Origin of the sequence: Mesorhizobium sp. C432A (assembly GCF_030323145.1) — a bacterium.
Taxonomy (GTDB): Bacteria; Pseudomonadota; Alphaproteobacteria; order Rhizobiales; family Rhizobiaceae; genus Mesorhizobium.
The window spans coordinates 4,992,333-5,008,151 of the sequence record NZ_CP100470.1; the positions used below are offsets into that span (position 1 = coordinate 4,992,333).

Here is a 15,819-nt window from a genome sequence, read left to right on the forward strand (position 1 = left end):
TCCACTCATGAAATCCGCGGCTCTGGATTGCTACGCATTCCAGACTATTCATAAGGGAATTGGCCTATGCAAAGGGCACCACCTGGCGGGCGCCCGCTGTTGCACGGCCAATGCCGCCGCTCTATGGCTAGCGCGTTCACCACGAGGCGAAGAGCAATGGCGACTGACGGCAACGAGATGGGTATCAACACGCGGCTTGCCCATTCGGGCAACAATCCGCACGACTATTTCGGCTTCGTCAATCCGCCGATCGTGCATGCCTCGACCGTGCTCTATCCCAATGCGTCGGCGATGGCGGCGCGCAGCCAGAAATACACCTATGGCACACGCGGCACGCCGACCACCGATGCGTTGGCGCATGCGATCGACGCGCTGGAAGGCTCCGCCGGCACCATAATCGTGCCGTCGGGCCTGGCGGCGGTGACCGTTCCGTTGCTGGCGTTTCTCTCGGCAGGCGATCACATCCTGATTGTCGATTCCGTTTACCATCCGACCCGCAATTTCGCCGACACGATGCTGAAGCGGCTGGGTGTCGAGGTCGAGTATTACGATCCGCATGCCGGCGCCGGCATCGCCAGCTTGATCAAGCCGAACACCAAAGTCGTGTTTACGGAATCACCGGCCTCCAACACCTTCGAGGTGCAGGACGTTCCGGCGATCGCCAAGGCGGCGCATGAAACGGGCGCCATCGTCATGATGGACAACACCTGGGCAACGCCGCTCTACTTCCATCCGCTCGACCACGGCGTCGATATCTCGATCCATGCGGCGACGAAATATCCGGCCGGGCATTCGGACGTGCTGCTGGGCACAGTGTCTGCCAATGCCAACTGCTGGAAGCAGCTTTGCGAGACGTTCTACACGATGGGCTGCTGCGCCGGCCCCGACGACGTCTATCAAGTCCTGCGCGGCCTGCGCACGATGGGCGTTCGGCTGGATCACCATCAAAAGAGCGCGCTTGCCATTGCCGTCTGGCTTGAAGGCCAGCCCGGCGTGGCCCGCGTGCTGCACCCGGCGCTCCCCAGCCACCCCGACCACGCGGTGTGGAAGCGTGATTTTTCCGGCTCGAGCGGCATCTTTTCCATCGTGCTCAAAGGCGGCGGCCAGAGACAGCAGCATGCCTTCCTCGATGCCTTGAAAATCTTCGGTCTCGGCTATTCCTGGGGCGGCTATGAGAGCCTTGCCGTGCCGGTCTTCCTCGGCGACCGTACCGTCGCCAAGGGCCCCTATGACGGCCCGCTGATCCGGCTGCAGATCGGGCTCGAGGATGTCGAGGACCTCAAGGCCGATATCCTGCGCGGGCTGGAAGCGGCCGCTGCGGCATGACACCAGCAAACTTGCGAAGCTGATTCCGCTAGCCCGCTTAACCCGTTGAAAGGATTGGCGAGCGACTTTCGTAGGACGATCGACGTCGCAAAGCCGCTCATGGGTAGACCAAGCGCAATGTTATTTCCCCAACGCGCGCTTTTTCGGATCGGTTTGACTTTCAAAATCGTCGGCCCAACGCCATTGCAGGCGCTGCGCCCACAATTCCAGCCGGACTGAGCTTACCATGGCCTTTCGTCTCTTTGTCCCCATTCTCGCCGGCGCGACGCTGCGCGAGCGCCTCATCGCCTGCATCGGGGCGATGATCGGCATTGCGCTGACCGGCGCGATCGGCGCGCTGGTGCTTGGCAACGGCCCGCATGTGCCGCTGCTGGTGGCGCCGATGGGGGCTTCGGCGGTGCTGCTGTTTGCGGTGCCTGCAAGCCCGCTGGCGCAGCCATGGTCGATCATCGGCGGCAATACAATATCGGCGCTGGTCGGCGTGATCGTGGCCCATTTCGTCCATCAGCCCGTTCTCGCAACGGGCATTGCCGTGGCGATGGCGATCGCCGCCATGTCGTTCTCACGCTGCCTGCATCCGCCGGGCGGAGCCGCCGCACTGACCGCCGTGCTCGGCGGGCCGGCCGTGATCGGTGCCGGCTTCCTGTTTCCGTTCGTGCCGGTGGCGCTGAACTCCATGATGCTGGTCGCGCTCGGCTATGCTTTCCACAGGCTGTCGCGACGCAGCTACCCGCATGTGCCGGCCCCTGCCCCGAAAAGCACGCACGGAACCATCGATCCGCCGGCTCAGGAGCGCATCGGCTTCCGGGCCGAGGACATCGATGCCGCGCTGGCTGCGCTCGACGAGACCTTCGACATCGACCGCAACGATCTCGAACAACTGCTGCGACAGGTCGAACTGCAAGCGACGATGCGCGCACACCGAACCATGTTGTGCGAGGACATCATGTCGTGCGACGTGATTTCGGTCGATGAACACGCGTCCGCCGATCGGGCGCGTCATCTGCTGCTCGACCACAATATCCGCACGCTGCCGGTTGTAGACAAGGACGCCAGACTGGTCGGCACCGTTGGATTGAGGGAATTGGCGCGAGCCGACGAAGCCGTCGGAAGCGTTACGTCGACAGCGTCGACCGCCGCCGCCGGTACGCCCGCCATGGCCCTGCTACCGGTGCTCACCGACGGCCGCACCCATGCAGTCATCATCGTGGACGGGGACAGCCGCATCCTTGGCCTGATCACGCAGACCGATCTGCTTGCGGCAACGGCACGAGCGCAGGCTGCTGACAAGCCGCTGGCGGAAGCAGTATTCTAGGCGCCGTCGGAGCCGGGCGAAAATGGCCGGGAACCTTTTGCCGGCGATGTTATCCAATGTCTTGATCGAGGTTTCGAACGGGGATTGGATCGAGGAACTGGCCATGCCTGCTATGTCTCTACCAATGCCCACTGCTGCCTCAAGCGAGATGCTTCTCGTGCGCCGCGCGCTGGCACGCGAAGGCAACGCCTTCCGCATCATCATGAAGACCCATAATCAGCGGCTCTATCGCATCGCTCGCGGGGTGGTGCGCAACGATGCTGAAGCCGAGGACATCGTCCAGGAGGCCTATGTCAGAGCCTTTGCCCATCTCGATGCCTTTCGCGGGGAGTCCTCATTGGCCACCTGGCTGTCGCGCATCGTCATCAACGAGGCGCTCGGTCGTCTGCGCAAAAGGCGGCGGACGGTGGCGAAAAACCCGCAAGCCGAAATCATCCAGTTCCCCCTCAATCCCAGCGACGATCCGGAGCGGACGATGGCGCAGCGGCAGATCCTCGAGTTGGTGGAACGGGCGACCGACAGCCTACCCGATGTTTATCGGACGGTGTTCGTGGCGCGGGTTATCGAGGGGCTCAGTATCGAGGAGACCGCCGAGCTGCTTGGCGTGCGGCCGGAAACCGTCAAGACAAGGCTACACCGCGCCCGCGCCCTGGTACGCAAGGCACTCGACGACCAGATCGGGCCGGTGCTGCTCGACGCCTTCCCGTTTGCCGGCCGGCGCTGCGACAGGCTGACCAGCGCCGTCATGCAGCGGCTCGGCCTGGAGAGCTGATCATCGCTGATTTGGCCGATTTCCCCGGGAACGTTTGCCGCCGCTGCGCATCCAATGACCGTCAACTGAAAAACACGGCCCGGCGCGATCCTGCGTCCGGGCGAAGGAGATGCCATGGTTACCCGACACACCGCCGCCCTCGCTGCCTTGCTGCTGCTTGGCGCTGCCCCGCTCGCGCAAGCCGCCGACAAGCCGACGGACCCGCAGATCGCCCACATCGCCTACACGGCAGGCGTCATCGATGTGGAAGCCGCCAAGCAGGCGATCAAGAAATCGAAGACCAAGGAGGTCGTGGATTTCGCCAACGACATGGTGCGCGACCACGAAGCGGTCAACGCGCAGGCACTGGAACTGGTAAAGAAGCTGAAGGTGACGCCGGAAGACAACGCAACCAGCCAGGCGCTGACCAAGGCTGCGGCCGAGGAGCGGGCGAAGCTCGCCAAACTCGACGGCGCAGCCTTTGACAAAGCCTATGTCGACAACGAGATCGCCTACCACAAACAGGTCGACGGCGCGCTTGAAACCCTTTTGATCCCATCGGCCAGTAATACCGAGTTGAAGAGCCTGCTGGAGACCGGCCTGAAGATTTTCCAGGGCCATGAACAGCACGCCGAGCATGTTGCAGGTATGCTGAAGTAAGGATCAGGCCATGTCGAAACGGCAGCTGTGGATTGCACTGGCGCTGGTCTTCGGGACCTCACCCGTGCAGGCCGAAACCATCCAGGTCACCATCGACAAACTTGTCTTTTCGCCGGCCACCGTCGACGCGAAGGTCGGCGACACGATCAAGTGGGTGAACAAGGACGTGTTCGCACATACGGCTACCGTCAAGGGTGGCTGGGAAGTGATGATCCCGCCGAAGACAACAGCGAGCCTGCCCCTGCGGAAGGCGGAAGCGGTCGAATATTTCTGCCGCTTCCACCCCAACATGAAAGGTCATCTGGCCGTGACGGCGCCTTGATCCCGGTCCGCAAGCCCGTCCTGCTGCGTTGAGGCTCGCCTGGCTTCATCCGGCCGGGTGATATGTGTCCACGAGCCGTCACAGCCCGGCTGGCGCCGTGCGATCCAGGCATCCAGCCCTTCGCGCAGATCAGCGGTCGGAGCCATGCGGGCGAACTGCTCGGCCTCGACAGCCAAGCCTTCCGCGATGCTCTGGTTCAGGCCCCGCGCCACTGCTGTGAGGATCGAGGCAATTGCTGCAGGAGAATGTCTGGTCATGCGCCGGGCGAGATCAATTGCGGCGGGCATCAGCTCCTCATGCGGCACCACCTGGTTGACGAGGCCGAGTTCGACGGCGCGCGGCGGCGGGAACCAATCGCCGGTCAACAGCAGCTCGAGCGCCCGCTTGCGCCCTGCCAGTCTCGGAAGCCGCTGCGTGCCGCCGAAAGCGGGCGGCATTGCAAGGTTGATCTCAGGCTTGGCGAACAAGGCGCGGTCGCTGGCGATAGCGAGCGGCACGGCTTCGGTGATCTCGCAGCCGCCGCCGAAGGCGATGCCGTTGACGGCGGCGATGACGGGCTTGCGGAATGCCTCCAGCCTTGCGGTCAGGCGCTGTCCGCGCATGACGAAGTCGCGCAGGGCAACGTCGACGCCGATGTCCACGCTGCCTGAGAATTCATGGATGTCGCCGCCGGCGGAGAAGGCGCGCTCTCCTGCTCCAGTGAGGATGACGGCGCGGATGGCATCGTCGGTCTCGGCGGCATCGAGGAGCGCAAGCAGGCGATCAATCAGCGCATAGTTCAAGGCGTTGAGCTTTTCCGGCCGATTAAGTGTGAGGATGGCGATCCCGTTGCGGGCCTCGGTGAGCACAAGCTCGGTCATGTCTTCTCCTTCCCTGTGTTTGTCGACGGAGAGGATCAGGCTTTCGGTTGTATGTATATTCACTAGTCGGTATACTTGCGTATGAGCGAAGCACCAAGCCCTACCCGCAAACGCATTGTCGATGCCGCAACGAAGCTGTTCTATGCCGAGGGGATCGGCCGAGTCAGCGTCGATGCAGTGGCGGAAAAAGCCGGGCTGACCAAGCGCACGCTCTACTATCATTTCAAGAGCAAGGACGATTTGATCGCGGCCTATCTCGACGGTCGCGACCAGCCGAACCTCAAGCAGATGGCCGGCTGGTTCGAGATGACCGAAGGCGATGTCGAGCGCAAGGTCGAGGCGATTTTTACCAATCTGGCGCGCGTGGCGAAGCACCCGAAATGGAGAGGCTGCGGCTTTCTGCGCACGGCAGCCGAACTCGCTTCCATGCCCGGACACCCGGCCGTTAAAGCGGGGGCGCGGCATAAGCAGAATTTCGAGACCTGGCTGGCCGGCGAACTCACAGGCCACGGCGTCGACGAGCCGCAGACCCTGGCGCGCGAAATCGTGCTTTTGATGGACGGCGCGTTCTCGATCATGCTGATCCACCGCAACCCCGACTATGTCGAGGCCGCCGGACAGGCCGCTGCAACGCTGGTTCGGGCAAGGTCAGGATCGGCGACTATCCGCTAGAGCGTTCACCGTTTAGTGGAGACGGCGAAACACGCTATCTCTTTGTTTTGACGCAATTCCGGACGGAGAACCGCTTCACATTTTTCGTGGAGTTGCTCTAGAATCCAGCCGCCAGCCATGCCGTGCCGACGGCAAGGGTGAGCAGCGTCAGTGGCAGGCCGACCTTGAAGAAGGCTGAGAAGGACAGCTGCGTGCCGGCCGCCCGCGCCTGTTCGGCGACGATCAGGTTGGCGACCGAGCCAAGCAAGGTGAAGTTGCCGGCCAGCGTCGAGCTCATCGCCACCACCAGCCAGGCACGCCCGGGGTTTTCAAGGCCGGGTATGAATGGCCGCAGCGCCAGCACGGCCGGAACATTGCTCATGATGTTGGAGAGCACCGCGGTGAAGCCCGATAGACGCCAGACGTCGTCCAGCCCGAGGTTCTTGGCCGAGGCGATGATGTCGGGCGTCAGCAGCGTCTTTTCGGCGCCGGCGACAACGATGAACAGGCCGGCGAACATGAACAGCAGCGGGCCGTCGATCTCGCGGTAAATGCGTGCCGGCTTGATGGCGCGGGTGAGCAGCAGGATGGCGCCGCCGATGAGCGCTGCCTTGGCAACCGGTACGCCGGCGAAGAAGGCGATGGCCAGGCCAATGCAGACAACCACCGCCTTCAGCACCTGTCCCGGCAGCATGCGGCCGCGATAGACTTCCGGGTTGAGATCGGCGGTGCGGGCGAATTCGGCGCGGTAGACGATGCGCACGATGACGACGACCGCGACGAGGCCGAAGAGGGCAACCGGCGCCAGGGCGGCCGAAAAAGCTGGGTAGGAAATTCCCGACAGCGCGCCGATGACCATGTTCTGCGGGTTGCCGGTGATGGTGGCGACGCTGCCGCAGTTGGACGCGGTGGCGGTGGCGATCAGATAGGGAATGGGATTGCGATTGATGACACGGGTGACGTGGACGACGATCGGCGCCATGACCAGGCAGATGGCGTCGTTGACCAGGAACGCCGACAACACGCCGGTCAACAGCGTCACCATCACCAGCAGCACGAAAGGCGCGTGCGCATGCTCGATAGCGTAGGCGCCAAGCGCCCGGAAGGCGCCGGACACCTTCAGATGCGCCACCACGATCATCATGCCGAGCAGCAGCGTAATGGTGTCGAAATTGATGGCGCGATAGGCATCTTCCATACTGAGTGCGCCGATGGCGATCATCGCCGCCCCCCCAGCAAGGCGATCCCTGCCCGGTCGAGACGGAGGCCTGGAATACGCCCGATTGCGACGCCGGCATAAGTCAGGACAAGGATCAAAAGTGCCGCTGCGCCCATCAATGTCATTGGCAGACATCCTTGTCCAAACGAACCGACGCAGGAACGGACTGTTCCCGCTCGGGCATTTGCCGGGCAGCTTTAACGCCGCTCCAGCAAAGCGAAAGCCTATAACGATCCGAATGCGAAAATCGGTGGGCAAAATCGCGGGTTGACCGATGCCGGGAGCAACCGGAGCTTGATCTTGAGACGGCCGAGATTGGGAATGAGACACGCGCGGCGGACTGCCGGTGGCCTGAGATTGCCATCCGCGAACTTCCCCTCGGAAGGCTCTCGTGGCGTATGTAATTAAATTCTAATTTAGGCTTTCCGGGTATGGATAGCTTAGCATATTTCGTCCTTGGGGTTTCAGATGGTCCAGGTTCTTGAGAGGGAATGCCGTGTCTCGGAGAACGAGGCTCTGCTGGCGCGTCCGATGGAATGTCCACAATGCCACGGAACCCGCAAGGTGTTTGTCTGTGCCCGGTGGGCCAGCTCGAACGGCCATTGCTGCCCCGGAGGAACACACCGGCTCAGTTGCCCCGGTCACAGCGTCGCGTGCATGGAGTGCGAAGAGAACCTTGAGCGTGTCTGAAGCGATCGCGACTATTTCCTGTCGGGAAAACGCAAAAAGCCCGCTCCGGCGAACCGGAGCGGGCTTTGCAACCATACGCCAAGAGTACCCTGCTGAGACCAGTACCCTGCCGAGAGCCGACCCGCTTTGCGTTTCCGCCACCGCAATAAATTGGTAGCGGCACTTCCAGAAAAGCGATTGTTGGCTAACCGCCGTCGAATTACTCGCCCGACTGGCCGTCGCCAGTCACACTGCTGCCCAGAATTCCAAAGTCCTGAGACTTAGTTCCTTGTCCCGCAGTCAGGAATCCATCCGCGTCCAGGCCGCGCCGCAGCAGTTCCCGCACCGCCGCGGACCGGCTTGGCATGCGCTTTTCGAAGCGCCAGTTTTCCAAGGCAGCCAATTCCTCGGCTGTCAGCATGATCTGCAGTCGCTCGGGTCGTTCCAGCTCGGTCATTCGCGCCTCCAACCGTCAAGACCAAAAAATATGGTGAGTTAGTATGTGTCTCAATTGCAGTATAGCTAGGGGTCCCCGTGCAGCGCGTCAAGAGAGGCTGATGGGTGACTCACATACAAGACCAACGATGAGGAAGACACGCCGATAGCACAACCCGCGCAGTCTGCTAACTACTTGATTTACTTGAGAATACTTTATATTCTTCTTGCCATCTGAAGGTCGTTGGCGCATCTTGACCACGACGGGACAACCGGCTCCTGAAAGGAAGGTTTCCATGCGCTACGGATATTCGGCTCGGCTACGGGAGGATCTCAATTCACGGGTCCTGGGCGCGCTGCGCTCGCGCGGAATGGTCAATATTGCGGTGGTTGCCGAGGACATACGATTGCGTAACCTGGACGAGAACGTCGCCCTTGAAGATGTCGAGCGGCTTGTGATGCAGACGGCCCAACTCTACGGCGCGGTGATGGAGTTGGACGGACTGACCTCCGTCGAGGCGGGGAGATTGACTTCGCTTGCCGACGATAAGCACGAACTGCCTGGCATCGGCAATTCCGACACCACAGGCGGCCAAACCGGTCACCTATTGGGATTGTCCTAAGGCGCGACCCGCTCTTTCAATCGACAAAAATCCGCGAGAGAGATTTGGACCGAGCGCAGCGGCGCCTTGAGCGTCCAGACAACGCCTTGTTCCCCAAATTTTAGTTGTCCGGTGCCGCTAAGCGCTTGTGGCGCAACCCGCTTGAGCACGACGGAGCCAAAACCGCGGCGCGTCGTCCCACTCAGGTTCGGCCCACCCAATTCACGCCAGATCAAGCTAAAGGTATCGGTGCCGTCGGTTGCCGGCGCCGTATCCCATTCGATTTCGACTCGTCCGCCGTGACGTGAAAGTGCTCTATGCTTTGCGGAATTGGTGGCCAGTTCGTGGAAAGCGATGCCGAGATACTGCACGGCATTCGGGCGAAGCGTGATCACAGGCCCGGCCACCGACAAACGGTCCTGCGCCGCGAAAGCTTTGAGTTGCGCCTTGAGCAGGTCGCCGATGCTGGCGCCGCGCCATTCGGCGTCGACCAGGAGATCGTGTGATTGCGAAAGCGCCGAGATGCGCTATCGCACCTGTTCGAGGAATGTCGCCGGACTGCCCGCCGATTTGCTCGTCTCATAGATCATCGAAATGATGACCGGATGCGGGCTTCGTCGGCTTGCGTTTGCGTGCGCAGATCAAGCAGCTGTTGATGGCGCCGAGAATTTCGCCCGATCCGTCGCGGAGCAGGCGTGGGTGGGCTATAAACGGAATAAGTTCGCCGTCCGGCCGCTCTGCCTGCAATGGCCTGGTCCCACGTGATATCGTGTCCTTCAACCATGGAAACGGCCATCGGGCACTCAGCATGCGCCATCGGCCGACCATCGAGGTGACGGAGTTTCCACGAGCCGCACCACAGGTCTCGGCCAAGACCGGACGATGCCCCCAAATGTCGGCAGCGGCCTCGTTGTAGAACGTGATGCGGCCGTTTTTGTCGGAACCTCGTCAGCCCGGGGCGGTTCTCCCGTTAGCCCAGCCTGACCCAGCAACAAGTCGCCTGGAAACCGTGTCGCCGATGGCAAACGACAACCATTACGGCAAACAGACCTGATCGGCATCCAGCTTCAAAGGCCGCGGAACGCTGTTTCGCAGCCTTTACGTTGCGCCGGCGGCTTCGCATCGACAGGAACCAATCTATGGCCAGAGCGTTTGCCGCTGCGTACTCTTCTCAGACGTAGCCAGACGGAGTGAGGGACATGGCTTCATCGGTACTTATCGGCATTCTGATCACTTTCCTGGTGATCATCCTGGTGCTCTATCTCATCCAGCGTCTGCCACTCGATGGCCGCACGAGGCAGATCGCGCAGATCGTTGTCATCATTATCGGCATCATTTCGCTGTTGAAATACCTGGCCGCATTTTAGGATAAGGATCGCCATGATATCCCAAACAATGGCATGGATCATTGGAACGGCGTTGTTTGCAGCAACAAGCACGGCCTACGCCCGACCCGACACGCGTTCGATGACCTGCGAGGAGACGCAGCGCCTGATCCAGAGCCATCACTCGGCGGTGTTGACGACCGGCCGGAATACTTACGATCGCTATGTCCGCCAATACGGCAACGAGTGCGACTGGCCGGAGGTGCCGGTCGCTGCCTCCGTTCCGACACGTGATGGCCAGTGCCGTGTCTATTGGTGCCGGGAACCGGTGTTCGATTTCCCGAACTGACATATCCAGCAGCCTTGCGGCGGTCGTTGCCATGGCGCTCCCGGGTTCAGACGATGCATTGCGCGAGGCGACATGGAACCCTTGCGCTGCGGGTGAATTGATTGTGCGCATGGCGCTGCAAGATGTAGCGGTGTGATGCCCAACCAGATGGAGGAGCGGTCATGCCCAATGATACAAGGCGGAGCGGCAGCTGCCTGTGCGGCGGCATCCAGTTTTCGGTGACGGGAGATCCCTTTCGGATTGGCCTTTGCCATTGCAAGGACTGCCGCAAGGCTAGCGGGTCGGCTTTTTCGGCGTTTGCAGTGTGGCCGCTCGAGGCGTTCGAAACGACGGGTATCGTCAGCAGCTACGGCGACAGAAGTTTTTGTCCCACCTGCGGCGGCCGGGTCCCTTTGGTTCGTGAGAATGAGGTGGAAGTGACGATTGGCAGCCTCGATGAGGTGCCCACCGAAGGGCTGGAGCCCAGCTATGAACTCTGGGTCAATCGCCGTGAGCACTGGTTGCAACGCTTGCCTGCCGCCCGGCAATTCGAGCACGACCGAGTCGATGACGAGCCGACAAACCGGACAGCCGAACCGATTTCTGACGGTGTCGAGACGCCGTCTAGCTTGCCGCAACGCAAGTCGGCCTAGCGCGAGCGGCGCAGACAGCCGGCAGGCACGAAATTCATTCTCGAAACCGCCCGATGCCGACAGGACCGGGTCCGACAACATTTCACCCGGTAGAAGCCAAACGCAAAAAAGCCCGCCTTGGCGTCAAGCCAAGGCGGGCGGTAGATCATCCGGCCTGCGCTGCCGTGGAACGATGGATTGGCCAAAGCCCTGGGCTGAGACCCATGCCGTTTGTAACCGGCGATTGACTACGGAGCGTCCCCGGTCAGCTGGAATTCGTCTTGTGGTTGCAACGATGCTACGTTTTGTTTGGAAACGAGAGCTTAAGACCACGCAATATCGTTACGTCAACTATGCTGTCCAAGTATGTCGTGGTGTGAACTGAAGGAATCTTCCTGTCTTGTACAAAAGAACGCTTTGTTTATTTTCTTTCCGTCACATAGTGTAGCGAATCTTGAATCCGGATGGGGCGGCTTTCATGCAGCCAGCGCCTTCGCAGGATCGCGGTCCGCACGTGCAATATCCACTTCACGGCAATCTTCATGCAAGCATAGTCAGCACAAAGTTCATGCGCAGACATTGGGGGGCACCGATGGACCAGCCGAGCAAAATGGAGAACCTGCAGTTCGCGCAAGGGATACTGCGGGAGCTTCGGCAGAAAGCCGAAGGCGACGGCGAGAAGCTTCTGACCTACCTCATCGACATGGCCTACCTTGAAGCCAGCGACCGTATCCGTGCCCACTGGGTCGGCAATCACGAGCCCGAAAACCGCAGGGCCAAGGGGTAGTGCCAAGGGGTAAACCCGAAACGGGGCGATGGTTGCCCCCACGGAGCGTTTGATCAGACGCTTGGGGCCGGCGAGGCCACCGGTCAGTTGGCAATACCGGCTGAGAGGTCAGCCAGAACCTCCCTCACCCGAGTTTCGCTGACGCCGCGCGTGTCCTTGACCCAGCTGGGCGTCGAAAGCGGCGGTTCGATAAAGCGAACATGGTTGTTTACGGGCCCATGCACATAGGGGCGATTCAGCCCGTAGATGAGCGCGCATGGGACGTTCAGGGCAGCGGCGGCGTGGGAAATCCCGCCATCAACCCCGAGGAACATGGTCGACGCAGCGATTTGGCACATCGCGTCAGCAATCGACGGGGTCGAGGTGAAGTCGATTGCCTCAGGAATGGCGGCGCGGATTTTTGCGGCACCGGCGTGCTCGCGCGGTCCGCCTACAATCCAGATTGCCCAGCCGCGATCATGATGGTCTCTGGCGATCGAAATGAAGCGCTCGACGGGCCATGAGCGGAAATTCTCAATGTCGGCAGTATAGAGCGCCAGTGCCGGTCGGTCGGCATCGATCTTCTTGTGCTGGCGCCATTCGTCCAGTTCGGCCGGATCGACCACAAGCCGGGGCGCCGGCCACTCTGCGCCCGCAGCCGGCTTTTCGCCAAGCGAGGCAATCGAGCAGACTTCCTCGAACAGCCGCGTCTTGCGGGGTCCGAAGGCCCATAGATGGGCCAACCAGCCGGCGGGGAAGCGATTGAGGAGGCCGAATTGCAACTCCTGCGGATAGCCGATGCGCTCCTCTATTCCGGCCATGAACGCCATCAGCGCCGCCTTGGTGCTGCTGGTCATCAGATAGGCCGTACGGTAATTTTCCTTGCGCAACTCGCCAACCAGGCGGCTGCGCTCGCCAAAACCGGGGCGCTGATGACGCTTGGCAAGCGCCCAGCCCTTCCTGACATGCGGCATCAGGCGCGCCAGCGGCGCTGCAACGGGCGAGGTGACGACATCTATGGGGCGATCAGGAAATCGCGCGGCAATGATCTGGATGGCGGAATGGCAACGGACGAAGTCGCCGACCGCGGGGAAGCCGACGAAGAGGATTGGATCGCCGGTCGTCAAGGAAGCGCTTCGCCGTCAAGGATGCGGGCATAGAGATCCAGATAGCCGCGCGCCGCTTTTTGGATGGGAAATCTCGTCGCGGCCGATTCGCGGCATTGCTGAGGCGTAAGGTCGGCGACGGCCTCGAAAGCGGCCGCAAATTCTTCATCGGTCTCAAAGAAGCGCCCGCTGTCGGCATCGACCGTCTCGGGCAATGCGCCTCGCGTCGTCGTCAGCACCGGAGTGCCGCACAACATGGCTTCGACCGGTGCGTTGCCGAACGGCTCCTCCCAGGCGATGGGGTTGAGGAAGGCTCGCGCTTCGCCGAGAAGGCGAAGCTTCGGCTCGCCGTCAACGATTCCGTGGAAACGGTATCGCCTGCCAAGGCTCTTGAAAAACAACCCTTCGCGGCGGGTCTGACTTCGGCCCAGCAGTTTCCAACGCGAGCCACCGGCGATATCGAGACCGAAATCGAATTTTTTGGCGAGATCGACGGCGCGGTTGAGGCCTTTGCTTGATCGTGCAATGCCGGCGAGAAATAGCAGGCGGTCGCCCTTTGCAGCCGACAAACGATAGGCGTCCACCGGAAAGCCATTGTAGACGAATGTCTCGCGCCCATGCTGGCGGGCATGATTGGCGCTGATAAAGCTCCAGTTCGCAACTGGCATGGGCTGGTCCGGCATAAAGCCGCGCTGCGTATTCAGCGTTGGAAATGGCACCTCGACGGGCCAACTATGGGTGTGGACGATTTGCGTGTCCCGCGGAATGGCTGCCCGGCATTCGGCATCGGTCGAAGCGTGCCGGACTTCGAAGAGCGGGTGGCTGGAGCCAGGGCCAGCGATCACCACGACTTCGTGTCCGAGACGAACCATCTCCGTGGCCAGCCATTCGACCTGACGCTGAATCCCACCGTAACCTCGGCAGGGTATTACGCCCTTCAAAACGAGCGTCACCCGCATTGACCTTGCCTCACAATGCTCTCAAAGACGGCCCAGTTGCGTCACGGGCTGGGCATTGTCAAGGTCGCGCCAGAAACGCAAAAAGCCGCGGCGGCCTCGATCGGGTTACGGAATCGTTAATCAGCGCTTGCTACTATACCGGATGACCAAGAATCTCGGCAATGCACCCAGGACCATCTCCAGGCAACAGCCAAAGACCTCCGCTCTTGGTGGGCTGACGCCCGCCCTGTTTCCCCTTGTGGTCGTCGCGCTCGGATACATGATCGGTCGGCAATTCTTCGGCTTCTAGGGCGACTCGTCTAGGCGCGCACGGTAAAGGCTCGCGCCACGCGGGGGACGCCGTCAATGTCCACCCAACCTCCAAAACCAACCGGCGGCACCGTACGCCGCTACCCACTGCCCCGCACGTAAGCAAATTTTGTGCAATCACGGGAACGTGATATTCACTGATCACCAGACAAGGGGGCGCTGATGAGGTGTCTGGTGATCAATCTTGATCGTTCTCGCGATCGGCTGGCGCATGTCGCGTCCGAGTTCGGCCGGATCGGAGTACCATTTGAGCGTGTCTCCGCCATCGATTGCCCCGATTGCTGCTCTGTCGCCAAAAGCCCGCTAAGCGCTGCTGAGGTTTGCTGTTCCTGAGCCACCGCTCGTGTTGGGAGATCGTTGCGAACGGCGCGGATCAATATGGCGCGGTTTTCGAGGACGACGTCGTTTTCGGCGCGGGCGCCGGCTCGCTGCTTGCTTCCGATCGATGGGTGCCGCGCGATGCCGATGTGATCAAGCTGGAAACGCATTTTGCCAAAGTGAGGGTCGGACGCAAGGAAGTCGCTCTCGATGATGGGTTTTCGCTTGCCAGACTTTATGGCCTGCACGCGGGCGCCGCAGGCTATGTCATCTCCAGATCGGCAGCGCAAAGATTGCTGCGCAGGACCATGCATCTGAGAGGAGAGGTCGACTTCGTTCTTTTTCACCCAGGATTCATGACCTGCTCGCTCAACCGAATCTATCAGATCATGCCGGCGCTTTGCGCACAGCACCATTTTGTTTCGGGACGAGAGCGCTTTCCAAGCCTCGTGCGACGGCCCGGGAGGCGGCCAAAACCGTTTCTCGATCGAATTGTCGGAGAAGCGGTGCGAACCTTCGCCTATCTTCGAAACCAGAGCCTGACCGGAACAAAGAAGATCGAGGCCGTCGCGTTCTCAGGCTCTGAGGTCGACGGCAAACCCGTCCACGGCGCGTTCATCTATGGGCAGCCCGAGCACGGCCACCTCAACAAGGCGGCCGGCATACCGATCCAGCGGAAGAATAGTTCGACCGCCAGATAAGCAGACGATAGCGGCTGCGTTACGAAACAGCCTTTTCGCGGACCGGAAGCTTCCAGCCCGGCCTGACAAAGTGGCAGGTATAGCCGTTGGGGTATTTCTCGAGATAGTCCTGATGCTCTGGCTCCGCCTCCCAGAAATCGCCCACCGGCGCAAGCTCGGTGACGACCTTGCCCGGCCACAGTCCAGAGGCATCGACATCGGCGATGGTGTCTTCGGCGACGCGCTTCTGCTCGTCGCTGGTGTAGAAGATCGCAGAGCGATAGCTCATTCCGACATCGTTGCCCTGGCGGTTCCTGGTGGTCGGATCGTGGATCTGGAAAAAGGATTCGAGCAATGTGCGAAAGCTAATCCTGGCCGGATCGAAAACGATCTCGATGGCTTCGGCATGGCTGCCGTGGTTGCGATACGTGGCGTTGGGCACATCGCCACCGCTATAGCCGACGCGGGTAGAGATCACGCCGGGATAGCGCCGGATCAAATCCTGCATGCCCCAGAAACAGCCGCCGGCAAGGACTGCACGTTCGGTGGACGTCGCCATATCATACCTCCATTGGATTGCTCCTTA

The 15,819-nt window shown here is 61.2% G+C and carries 19 protein-coding genes and 2 pseudogenes; 13 read left to right on the plus strand and 8 right to left on the minus strand.

From position 1 onward, the window contains the following. Positions 1-156 precede the first annotated feature (156 nt). The 5 genes from NLY33_RS24455 to NLY33_RS24475 all read left to right on the plus strand — a co-directional run bounded on the left by NLY33_RS24455 (position 157) and on the right by NLY33_RS24475 (position 4,374). Positions 157-1,326: a cystathionine beta-lyase gene (locus NLY33_RS24455; RefSeq protein ID WP_023705693.1), complete on the plus strand. Its 1,170-nt coding sequence runs from the start codon at positions 157-159 to the stop codon at positions 1,324-1,326. 226 nt (positions 1,327-1,552) lie between these two features. Continuing rightward, positions 1,553-2,641, plus strand: coding sequence for an HPP family protein (locus tag NLY33_RS24460; RefSeq protein WP_023671478.1), 1,089 nt, complete (start codon positions 1,553-1,555; stop codon positions 2,639-2,641). Between the two features lie 103 nt (positions 2,642-2,744). Further along, complete coding sequence (locus NLY33_RS24465; RefSeq protein WP_023705692.1) at positions 2,745-3,413, plus strand: RNA polymerase sigma factor; 669 nt, start codon at positions 2,745-2,747, stop codon at positions 3,411-3,413. Between the two features lie 114 nt (positions 3,414-3,527). Next, positions 3,528-4,052 carry a DUF4142 domain-containing protein gene (locus tag NLY33_RS24470; protein WP_023705691.1) on the plus strand — a complete coding sequence of 175 codons (525 nt, stop codon included), beginning with the start codon at positions 3,528-3,530 and terminating at the stop codon, positions 4,050-4,052. Between the two features lie 10 nt (positions 4,053-4,062). After that, entirely contained in the window at positions 4,063-4,374 is a 312-nt protein-coding gene (locus NLY33_RS24475) for a cupredoxin domain-containing protein (RefSeq protein ID WP_023705690.1), read from the plus strand. Here the strand turns inward: NLY33_RS24475 and NLY33_RS24480 are convergent. Then, entirely contained in the window at positions 4,350-5,234 is an 885-nt protein-coding gene (locus NLY33_RS24480) for a crotonase/enoyl-CoA hydratase family protein (RefSeq protein WP_023705689.1), read from the minus strand. The two genes, NLY33_RS24475 and NLY33_RS24480, sit on opposite strands and share 25 nt — an antisense overlap. Before the next feature lie 81 nt (positions 5,235-5,315). Between NLY33_RS24480 and NLY33_RS24485 the strand changes: the two genes are divergently transcribed. Further along, positions 5,316-5,906, plus strand: coding sequence for a TetR/AcrR family transcriptional regulator (locus tag NLY33_RS24485; RefSeq protein ID WP_023705688.1), 591 nt, complete (start codon positions 5,316-5,318; stop codon positions 5,904-5,906). Between the two features lie 97 nt (positions 5,907-6,003). Here the strand turns inward: NLY33_RS24485 and NLY33_RS24490 are convergent. Then, positions 6,004-7,229: pseudogene (locus NLY33_RS24490) on the minus strand (anion transporter). 764 nt (positions 7,230-7,993) lie between these two features. Next, positions 7,994-8,230, minus strand: a complete 237-nt coding sequence (locus NLY33_RS24495; protein ID WP_023708541.1) for a hypothetical protein — start codon at positions 8,228-8,230, stop codon at positions 7,994-7,996. Between the two features lie 274 nt (positions 8,231-8,504). On the opposite strand from NLY33_RS24495, the gene NLY33_RS24500 reads away from it, so the two are divergent. After that, positions 8,505-8,831 carry a hypothetical protein gene (locus tag NLY33_RS24500; RefSeq protein ID WP_023705687.1) on the plus strand — a complete coding sequence of 109 codons (327 nt, stop codon included), beginning with the start codon at positions 8,505-8,507 and terminating at the stop codon, positions 8,829-8,831. Here the strand turns inward: NLY33_RS24500 and NLY33_RS24505 are convergent. Together NLY33_RS24505 and NLY33_RS29560 are read right to left on the minus strand one after the other, a co-directional pair. Beyond that, a complete protein-coding gene (locus tag NLY33_RS24505; RefSeq protein ID WP_245261169.1) occupies positions 8,828-9,205 on the minus strand; it encodes a sensor histidine kinase family protein in 378 nt (125 codons plus the stop codon). The genes NLY33_RS24500 and NLY33_RS24505 overlap by 4 nt on opposite strands. Before the next feature lie 60 nt (positions 9,206-9,265). Next, positions 9,266-9,334, minus strand: a pseudogene (locus NLY33_RS29560) (hypothetical protein); the annotation flags it as partial. Positions 9,335-10,009: 675 nt separating this feature from the next. Here NLY33_RS29560 and NLY33_RS24510 point away from each other — a divergent pair. From NLY33_RS24510 to NLY33_RS24525, 4 genes are all read left to right on the plus strand, one after another. Beyond that, positions 10,010-10,177, plus strand: a complete 168-nt coding sequence (locus tag NLY33_RS24510) for a Thivi_2564 family membrane protein (protein WP_023705685.1) — start codon at positions 10,010-10,012, stop codon at positions 10,175-10,177. Positions 10,178-10,205: 28 nt separating this feature from the next. Then, on the plus strand, positions 10,206-10,484 hold the full coding sequence (locus NLY33_RS24515; protein WP_023705684.1) for a hypothetical protein: 279 nt from the start codon (positions 10,206-10,208) through the stop codon (positions 10,482-10,484). A gap of 161 nt (positions 10,485-10,645) precedes the next feature. Continuing rightward, positions 10,646-11,116 carry a GFA family protein gene (locus tag NLY33_RS24520; protein WP_023705683.1) on the plus strand — a complete coding sequence of 157 codons (471 nt, stop codon included), beginning with the start codon at positions 10,646-10,648 and terminating at the stop codon, positions 11,114-11,116. A gap of 571 nt (positions 11,117-11,687) precedes the next feature. Continuing rightward, positions 11,688-11,882: a hypothetical protein gene (locus NLY33_RS24525; RefSeq protein ID WP_023705682.1), complete on the plus strand. Its 195-nt coding sequence runs from the start codon at positions 11,688-11,690 to the stop codon at positions 11,880-11,882. 83 nt (positions 11,883-11,965) lie between these two features. On the opposite strand, the gene waaF is transcribed toward NLY33_RS24525, so the two are convergent. Beyond that, positions 11,966-12,988, minus strand: a complete 1,023-nt coding sequence (gene waaF / locus NLY33_RS24530; RefSeq protein ID WP_023671465.1) for a lipopolysaccharide heptosyltransferase II — start codon at positions 12,986-12,988, stop codon at positions 11,966-11,968. Next, complete coding sequence (locus NLY33_RS24535) at positions 12,985-13,926, minus strand: glycosyltransferase (protein WP_023808296.1); 942 nt, start codon at positions 13,924-13,926, stop codon at positions 12,985-12,987. Before NLY33_RS24535 ends, waaF begins: the two co-directional genes overlap by 4 nt. Positions 13,927-14,397: 471 nt before the next feature. Here NLY33_RS24535 and NLY33_RS29565 point away from each other — a divergent pair, with 471 nt between their 5' ends. After that, complete coding sequence (locus NLY33_RS29565; RefSeq protein WP_352447940.1) at positions 14,398-14,568, plus strand: glycosyltransferase family 25 protein; 171 nt, start codon at positions 14,398-14,400, stop codon at positions 14,566-14,568. Then, positions 14,556-15,254, plus strand: coding sequence for a glycosyltransferase family 25 protein (locus NLY33_RS24540; RefSeq protein ID WP_023708544.1), 699 nt, complete (start codon positions 14,556-14,558; stop codon positions 15,252-15,254). The genes NLY33_RS29565 and NLY33_RS24540 overlap by 13 nt, the downstream gene beginning before the upstream one ends. Positions 15,255-15,273: 19 nt before the next feature. On the opposite strand, the gene msrA is transcribed toward NLY33_RS24540, so the two are convergent. Further along, positions 15,274-15,792 carry a peptide-methionine (S)-S-oxide reductase MsrA gene (gene msrA / locus NLY33_RS24545; RefSeq protein WP_023671461.1) on the minus strand — a complete coding sequence of 173 codons (519 nt, stop codon included), beginning with the start codon at positions 15,790-15,792 and terminating at the stop codon, positions 15,274-15,276. Between the last annotated feature and the right edge of the window lie 27 nt (positions 15,793-15,819).

Bases quoted from the DNA above. Each gene is read 5' to 3' on its own strand.
- NLY33_RS24455 (WP_023705693.1), top strand. From the start codon at position 157: ATGGCGACTGACGGCAACGAGATGGGTATCAACACGCGGCTTGCCCAT.
- NLY33_RS24460 (WP_023671478.1), top strand. From the start codon at position 1,553: ATGGCCTTTCGTCTCTTTGTCCCCATTCTCGCCGGCGCGACGCTGCGC.
- NLY33_RS24465 (WP_023705692.1), top strand. From the start codon at position 2,745: ATGCCTGCTATGTCTCTACCAATGCCCACTGCTGCCTCAAGCGAGATG.
- NLY33_RS24470 (WP_023705691.1), top strand. From the start codon at position 3,528: ATGGTTACCCGACACACCGCCGCCCTCGCTGCCTTGCTGCTGCTTGGC.
- NLY33_RS24475 (WP_023705690.1), top strand. From the start codon at position 4,063: ATGTCGAAACGGCAGCTGTGGATTGCACTGGCGCTGGTCTTCGGGACC.
- NLY33_RS24480 (WP_023705689.1), bottom strand. From the start codon at position 5,234: ATGACCGAGCTTGTGCTCACCGAGGCCCGCAACGGGATCGCCATCCTC.
- NLY33_RS24485 (WP_023705688.1), top strand. From the start codon at position 5,316: ATGAGCGAAGCACCAAGCCCTACCCGCAAACGCATTGTCGATGCCGCA.
- NLY33_RS24495 (WP_023708541.1), bottom strand. From the start codon at position 8,230: ATGACCGAGCTGGAACGACCCGAGCGACTGCAGATCATGCTGACAGCC.
- NLY33_RS24500 (WP_023705687.1), top strand. From the start codon at position 8,505: ATGCGCTACGGATATTCGGCTCGGCTACGGGAGGATCTCAATTCACGG.
- NLY33_RS24510 (WP_023705685.1), top strand. From the start codon at position 10,010: ATGGCTTCATCGGTACTTATCGGCATTCTGATCACTTTCCTGGTGATC.
- NLY33_RS24515 (WP_023705684.1), top strand. From the start codon at position 10,206: ATGGCATGGATCATTGGAACGGCGTTGTTTGCAGCAACAAGCACGGCC.
- NLY33_RS24520 (WP_023705683.1), top strand. From the start codon at position 10,646: ATGCCCAATGATACAAGGCGGAGCGGCAGCTGCCTGTGCGGCGGCATC.
- NLY33_RS24525 (WP_023705682.1), top strand. From the start codon at position 11,688: ATGGACCAGCCGAGCAAAATGGAGAACCTGCAGTTCGCGCAAGGGATA.
- NLY33_RS24535 (WP_023808296.1), bottom strand. From the start codon at position 13,926: ATGCGGGTGACGCTCGTTTTGAAGGGCGTAATACCCTGCCGAGGTTAC.
- NLY33_RS29565 (WP_352447940.1), top strand. From the start codon at position 14,398: ATGAGGTGTCTGGTGATCAATCTTGATCGTTCTCGCGATCGGCTGGCG.
- msrA (WP_023671461.1), bottom strand. From the start codon at position 15,792: ATGGCGACGTCCACCGAACGTGCAGTCCTTGCCGGCGGCTGTTTCTGG.